Source organism: uncultured Chryseobacterium sp., from assembly GCF_913776365.1.
GTDB lineage: Bacteria > Bacteroidota > Bacteroidia > Flavobacteriales > Weeksellaceae > Chryseobacterium.
This window is the reverse complement of the sequence record NZ_CAJYMO010000232.1, coordinates 1-6,476: the sequence shown is the minus strand read 5'-3', so window position 1 is coordinate 6,476 and position 6,476 is coordinate 1. Positions and strand designations below refer to the sequence as shown.

The window sequence follows — 6,476 nt, the reverse complement described above, 5'->3', positions numbered from 1 at the left end:
CTGAAAAAACTATGCAGGAAAATTCCCCTCCATCAGATCAACAGCCGCGTGAAAACGAGAGCAAGCCTTGCCCAGAAGATCATTAAAAAAGACAAATATACCAGCCTTGATGAGATTACCGATATTTTAGGCGTGAGGATCATTACCTATTTTGAAGATGACATTTCTAAAATCGAGGAAATCCTTAACCGTGAATTTACGGTAGACTGGAGCAATTCCGTTGATAAAGGGCATATTGAGATTGATAAATTCGGCTATAAAAGCATTCATTTTATCCTGCAGGTCAATGAACAGAAAGCAAAGTCAAAGGAATATGCAGACTATAGAAATATCAGGTTTGAAATTCAGATCAGAAGTATTCTCCAGCATTCATGGGCAGAAATTGAACATGACCTGGGCTATAAATCGGTGACCGATATTCCTGAAAAGGCACAACGGACCTTCTACCGGGTCGCCGCCCTTCTGGAACAGGCGGATATTGAATTTACCAAGCTGAAAAAAGAAATTCACGAATTTGAAAATTCGGTAAGCAGGAACCTTAAAAATAAAAGGGAGCTGATCAACATTAATGAGCCAACCATTATTGCCTTTGTAAAAAAGAACCCGTTGCTGCGCGAGATTGAAAGCCAGGTAAGAAAAGCGCTCAGGACACCCGGCCAGTCAAAATTCGATACCGCTTACATTTCGGCAAATCATTTCCCGGCACAGCTAAAAGACCTGGGGATACTGAACCTGATACAGCTTGAAGATCAGCTTCTGCATCATAAGGACGAAATCATTACCAGTGAGATCAGTTATCTGAAATCGGTTAATAAAAACCTGAAGGACCGGAGCATCAAATTTGCCATTCCTCAGGGCGCTCCCATCCTCTGGCTGATCCATTATCTTCAGAGCAAGCACAATACAAAATAAAAAAGCCTCCCGGAGCAATCTCCGGGAGGCTTGTTATGTTTCAAGTTAAAATACATTACGGATAAGGAGCAATTTCCACTTCCAGTCCTTCCATTTCAGGGACAATATGCAGCTGGCATCCCAATCTGCTGTTGTCTTCCACATGGAAAGCTTCCCCCAGCATGGCATCTTCTTCATCACCCATCGGTTCAAGTCCAGGATCATTGATTACATACACCTGACACGATGCACACATCGCCATTCCTCCGCAAACGCCGATGGTCCCTTCTTCTGCAAGTTCATAGGAACGGATGATTTCCATAAGGTTCATAGACATATCCGTCGGAGCCACTACATCGTGGGTAACCCCTTCCCTATCGGTAATTTTTATATTTATATCACTCATTTCTATTGCTTATGCTGATCCCGGTTGATGTCCGTCTGTTTTATAACAGATCATATCCGCCAACCGCCACAAATTTAGTCAATTTTTTTCACAACGGCTTTCTCCGCCTCTTTTCTGCTTCCGTCGAATCCGTCCACCCCACTTACCGTAGTGTACTTCAGAACGAATTTCTTCCCCGGGTTCAGCCGGTTGTATACACTCTGGCACATCAGGGTCGCTTCATGGAATCCGCAAAGGATCAGCTTCAGTTTTCCCGGGTAGGTATTGATGTCCCCGATGGCATAAATTCCGTCGATATTGGTCTGGTAATCCAGCGCGTTGTTTACCACGATGGCATTTTTTTCGATATTCAGTCCCCAGTTCCCGATTTCCCCCAGTTTTGGCGTCAGTCCGAATAAAGGAATAAAATAATCCGTTTCCATATCATAGGCTTCCTGTCCGTCAACGGCTACTGTAATCGCTTCTACTTTCCCGTCTCCTTTGATCGCAGTAACTTCAGCCGGAGTAATTAATTTAATTTTCCCCTGGTTTTTAAGCTCCTGAACTTTCTCTACGGAATCCAATGCGCCACGGAACTCGTTTCTCCTGTGGATCAGCGTTACTTCGCTGGCTACATTGGAAAGAAAGATGCTCCAGTCCAGCGCAGAATCTCCGCCGCCGGCAATCACTACTTTCTTATTTCGGAAATGTTCAGGCTCCTTCACGAAATATTCAAGGCCTTTTTCTTCATAATCGGCAATATTTTCAAGAGCGGGCTTCCTCGGTTCAAATGTTCCCAGACCACCTGCAATGGCAATAGCCTTTGCCCTGTGTACCGTTCCCTTATTGGTAATTACTTCAAACCATTCGTCATCAACTTTAGTATAAGAAACAGCAGTTTCTCCCAGCGTGAATCCCGGCTGGAACTGCTTGATCTGCTCCATCAGGTTATCTACCAGCTCACCTGCATTTACAGAAGGATAACCCGGAATATCGAAGATCGGCTTTTTAGGATACAGCTCTGCCAGCTGGCCTCCCGGCTGGGGAAGTGCATCGATGATGTGGCACTTCATTTTCAGTAAACCTGCTTCAAATACAGCAAAAAGACCGGTCGGGCCGGCTCCTATGATCAATATATCGGTCGTTATCATAATTGTAAGATAATTTATTTATACTTGTAACTGCAAATTTACTAATTTTAAAGCGAAGCCTTTTAATTCAGTCTAAATAAAAAACTGAGATTTATCAAACCTTTGCCGGTTTTTTGCATCTAATGATTGAAAGAATTTGTCTAAAATCTGATTATGAAAAAAATTTTGAGTGTACTTACGGTGTTGTTCTTCCTTTTCGGTTCCGGCCAGATCAATACGATTGCAGACGGGGAATCCATTACTTTAAGGATCCATTATGGTTTCCTGAATGCAGGTACAGCCAACCTTACTGCCAGAAAAAGTACCTACAGAGGAGCGCCCCATCTGTATGTAAGAGGTACCGGACAGACCACCGGAGCCGTAAAAGCTTTTTTTAAGGTAGACGATCTTTACGAAAGCTATATCAATATGAATACGGAACTCCCGAGTTTTTATGTGAGAAATGTAAAGGAAGGCAGTTACCGGCAGCACCTGGAAACCGTATTCAACCATGATAACAATACCCTGATATTAACGGACAAAAAGACCCCGGCCAACGGATCAAAGGTGATTAAGTCCGTAAGAGGAGTACAGGATATGCTTTCCTGTTTTTATTATCTGAGAAGCAAGAGTCCTGCTGAGCTTAAAACCGGGAGTGTAATCAATATGAATGTATGGATTGATGATGAAATGTTCCCTTTTCAGCTTAAAGTGGCGGGAACGGAGAATCTGGAGACAAAATTCGGAACGATCAACTGCCTGAAGATCATCCCTTCGGTGAAGAGCGGGAGGGTATTCAGGGAAAAAGAAGGAGTGGTGATGTGGGTTTCCAATGACCTCAACCATATACCGATCCTCCTGAAAGCCGAACTTGCGGTAGGTTCCCTGAAAGCCAGTATCGATGATTATAAAAACGTGAAATATCCTCTGCGGTTTACCCGCTAAATAATCACAAAGAAACACAACAATGCCTGCAAACTGCGGGCATTTACTTATTAACAGCCCAATCCACCGGGCAAAAAAAAACCTCCGGGAGGGATACCGGAGGGAAATAATTTTTTTTCGTGTTTTCATGATGTGTTTTTTTAGGCTGTCCAGTTTCCGGAGAATCTGAACCGGTATCTCTGTAAAGATACCTGCGTCATCTGTGCTTTAGGATCCCTGATTCTGATATGGTGTTTCATCATCTGTGTGCTCAGAACCAGGGCCTTTGTAGTTATAGGTGTTAATAGTTATTATTACTGATACAAAGATACCCATACGCCATCATAAAATCCTACCAGATCAATTCGATATTTATCTACGGTATTGTAGATATTTTTCTACAAAAAACAATAAAATACAGATTTCCAATTATTTATAAAATACAGACAACCGCTATCTCCGGAATACCGGTGGATATTTACTGATGTTTTTTAACCATTTCAATTAATTCCACCAAATTATCAATATGCAGTTTATCAAATATCCTTTTCTTAAGGGTACTGATCGTATTTTGCTTTACCTCGAGTTTGTTGGCAATTTCAAGATTGCCGTACCCGGCTGCATACAGTCCTGCGATTTCCCGTTCCCGTTCTGTAAGGGAGAACAGCGGATTGACCAGACCGGGGTTGTGCAGGGAATTCATCAGAAGCGCCTGCGTGGATGGGGAAATGTATTCGCCCTGCCGGATCAGGGTAAGGAGGGCCTTCCGGATTTCTTCCTCTTCATTGAGCTTGCTCAGAAACCCGTTGGCACCGGCATTTAGAAATTTCAGCGCATGGGTACTTTCCTCAATCCCGGTAAAGATGAGGATTTTGGATCCTGGGCATGCCTTACGGATTTCCGGCAGCGTGTGCAGGAGGTTTCCATCCGGGAAATGGGCATCTATAATGGCAATATCTATGGAATGTGACGCAATACGTTCTTTCAGTTGCTGCAGGCTGGATGCATGAATGACTTCATATTCAAAATCCATTTCTTCGAGAAGAAATACAATTCCCTGACGGATGAGGCTATGGTCGTCCGCCAGCAGAAATACCAATGGCTTATGCTCCTGCAGATTCATATACCGGTAAATGTAAAGAGAAAATGACCGTTGTTCCCTTGCCTGCCTCGCTAAGCACTTTTATACTTCCTGAATAAAGCTCTACAAGCTCTTTGCAGAGGCTTAAACCAAGCCCGGCTCCGAGATTTTCCACCTCTTCAGACAATACTCCCTGGTAATAAGGCTCAAATATTTTATCCAGATCGGAGCTTGAGATCCCGGAACCGGTATCACTGATTTCCGTAATCAGCAAAACCGTTTTTTCATCAACAGGCTCCGTCTTCGCAGCAACGCTAATCTTTCCGTTCTCCGTAAATTTATTGGCATTTCCCAGAATATTCATATACAGCTGATTGATTTTTGTAGGGTCGGAATATACCACAAGTCCGGAATCTATATTTTCCTGAATGATAAAACAGTTGTTCCGGGTTTCTATATAAGGCTCTATCGACCTCAGGATCGAATTTATTTCTTCTTTCAGGTTAAATATCGCAGGGACCAGCCTGTTCTGCACCTGCTGGTTTTTGGTATATTCCAGGATCTGATTTGCCTGCATCAGAAGGGTGTCGTTGGTAAAACTGATAGATTTCAGATATTCTCTGATCGTGAGGTCATCCGTTTTTTTACCAATCCTGTTAATAAAAATCCCTATGATTTTCAGTGGTGACCGCAATTCATGGCTCAGCATTCCCAGAATCCGGTTTTTGAATTTCAGGTTTTCATTGATCTGCTGATTGGCAGCATTCAGTTTCTTTTCGTAGATAAATGCTATTCTGGTCAGAAGCATGATCAGTATTGAAACGATAAACATGAGGATGAGTGCCCCGAAGATAAGATAGGTCCTGACTCTGTTATTTGCTGAATTCCGGCTGCGGTATTCTTTCTCAAGATCAGATTTTGAATCCTTGATGGCAAATTCGTAGATATTCATCAATCCATTGCTGTATACCAGCAGGTTGCTGAAAATTTTATAAAACTTTCCGTTATTGTTTTCCTTTTCAGTAACATTCACCTGGATTTTTTTGACCTGTCCGGTATAATGATTGTTCACCAGCCTGATAATGCTGTCGAACTCAGCTTTAATCGTAGCCGGATCCGGAGTCTTGCCGTGTTTCACCGTTATCACCGTGCTTTCCTTACGCACATTCTCCTTACCGGATATGGCATCACCCAGACGCCCGAAAAGCCCTTTTTTCTTTACCGTATCAGAGAATGTCTTTGTTTCAATATTAAATTTGTCAAAATTATAGTCCAGGTTATATTTCTTCAGTTCAGGCAGGTTGTTTTTTATTCTGAAATCTGCTTTGGCAGAATATTCATAGGTGGAATCAATCAGTGATTTGAACTTTTTTATTTTCATCGGATCTTTTTCCTGTGAAGTGAGAAGGTTCCTGAGCTTGGGATAACGGTTTTCATAAAGGCTGATGCTGTCCAGGTTTTTACCCAACTGCTGCAAAGAGGTAAAGTAGGCATCCAGATACTGATGATCTTCCGTAATAACATATTGCTGAAAATCCCTTTGCGCTTTCAGGAGCTCATCCCGGGAATGATCCGTAAGGTCTTCAAGCGACTGGATTTCCTTAAGCTGCTTTTCTATAAAAATTAAATTTTTCCGGGTTACAAATTCGTTATAAAAAAATCCGGCAATCAGAAGCTGTATGAACAGGATGCACAGTATAAGGGAATAATGGACAATCTTCCTGGATCTGAATCTCAAAATCTTTTTAACCATATTTGCGTAATTTCTGTGGATAAAAGTAATAAAAAAATCCTGTAAACTCAATTTTTACAGGATCTCAATTTTTATACAAAAATACGTGTTACAAGGTTTTAAACTGTTCCAGCGTACGGATATCGTTTTCGAAGAACATCCTGATATCGCTCATCTGGTACAGCAGCATTACAATACGTTCAATACCCATTCCGAAGGCATATCCCGAATATTTTTCAGGGTCGATATTTACATTTTTCAGTACTGCCGGGTCTACCATTCCGCAGCCCATGATTTCCAGCCATCCGGTCCCTTTGGTAATTCTGTAATCCG

At 42.2% G+C, this 6,476-nt stretch carries 6 protein-coding genes and 1 pseudogene; 2 read left to right on the top strand and 5 right to left on the bottom strand.

The genetic code is table 11. The features are described 5' to 3' along the window. Window positions 1-912 (top strand): (p)ppGpp synthetase (locus QZ735_RS12005; protein ID WP_294248679.1); only part of this gene is annotated, 912 nt, incomplete at its 5' end. 55 nt (window positions 913-967) lie between these two features. On the opposite strand, the gene QZ735_RS12000 is transcribed toward QZ735_RS12005, so the two are convergent. Further along, window positions 968-1,297, bottom strand: coding sequence for a ferredoxin (locus tag QZ735_RS12000; protein ID WP_294248676.1), 330 nt, complete (start codon window positions 1,295-1,297; stop codon window positions 968-970). Between the two features lie 74 nt (window positions 1,298-1,371). Beyond that, the gene (locus QZ735_RS11995; protein WP_294248674.1) at window positions 1,372-2,427 is read right to left on the bottom strand and encodes an NAD(P)/FAD-dependent oxidoreductase; all 1,056 of its coding nucleotides are present in this window, start codon (window positions 2,425-2,427) and stop codon (window positions 1,372-1,374) included. Window positions 2,428-2,580: 153 nt separating this feature from the next. On the opposite strand from QZ735_RS11995, the gene QZ735_RS11990 reads away from it, so the two are divergent. Beyond that, a complete protein-coding gene (locus QZ735_RS11990; protein WP_294248671.1) occupies window positions 2,581-3,351 on the top strand; it encodes a DUF3108 domain-containing protein in 771 nt (256 codons plus the stop codon). 457 nt (window positions 3,352-3,808) lie between these two features. Here QZ735_RS11990 and QZ735_RS11985 read toward each other — a convergent pair whose 3' ends face one another. The 3 genes and pseudogenes from QZ735_RS11985 to QZ735_RS11975 form a co-directional block, all read right to left on the bottom strand. Then, the gene (locus QZ735_RS11985) at window positions 3,809-4,453 is read right to left on the bottom strand and encodes a response regulator transcription factor (RefSeq protein WP_294248668.1); all 645 of its coding nucleotides are present in this window, start codon (window positions 4,451-4,453) and stop codon (window positions 3,809-3,811) included. Further along, window positions 4,434-6,164: a HAMP domain-containing sensor histidine kinase gene (locus QZ735_RS11980; RefSeq protein WP_294248664.1), complete on the bottom strand. Its 1,731-nt coding sequence runs from the start codon at window positions 6,162-6,164 to the stop codon at window positions 4,434-4,436. Before QZ735_RS11980 ends, QZ735_RS11985 begins: the two co-directional genes overlap by 20 nt. An 88-nt stretch (window positions 6,165-6,252) precedes the next feature. Next, a pseudogene (locus QZ735_RS11975) lies at window positions 6,253-6,476 on the bottom strand (phenylalanine--tRNA ligase subunit alpha); the annotation flags it as partial.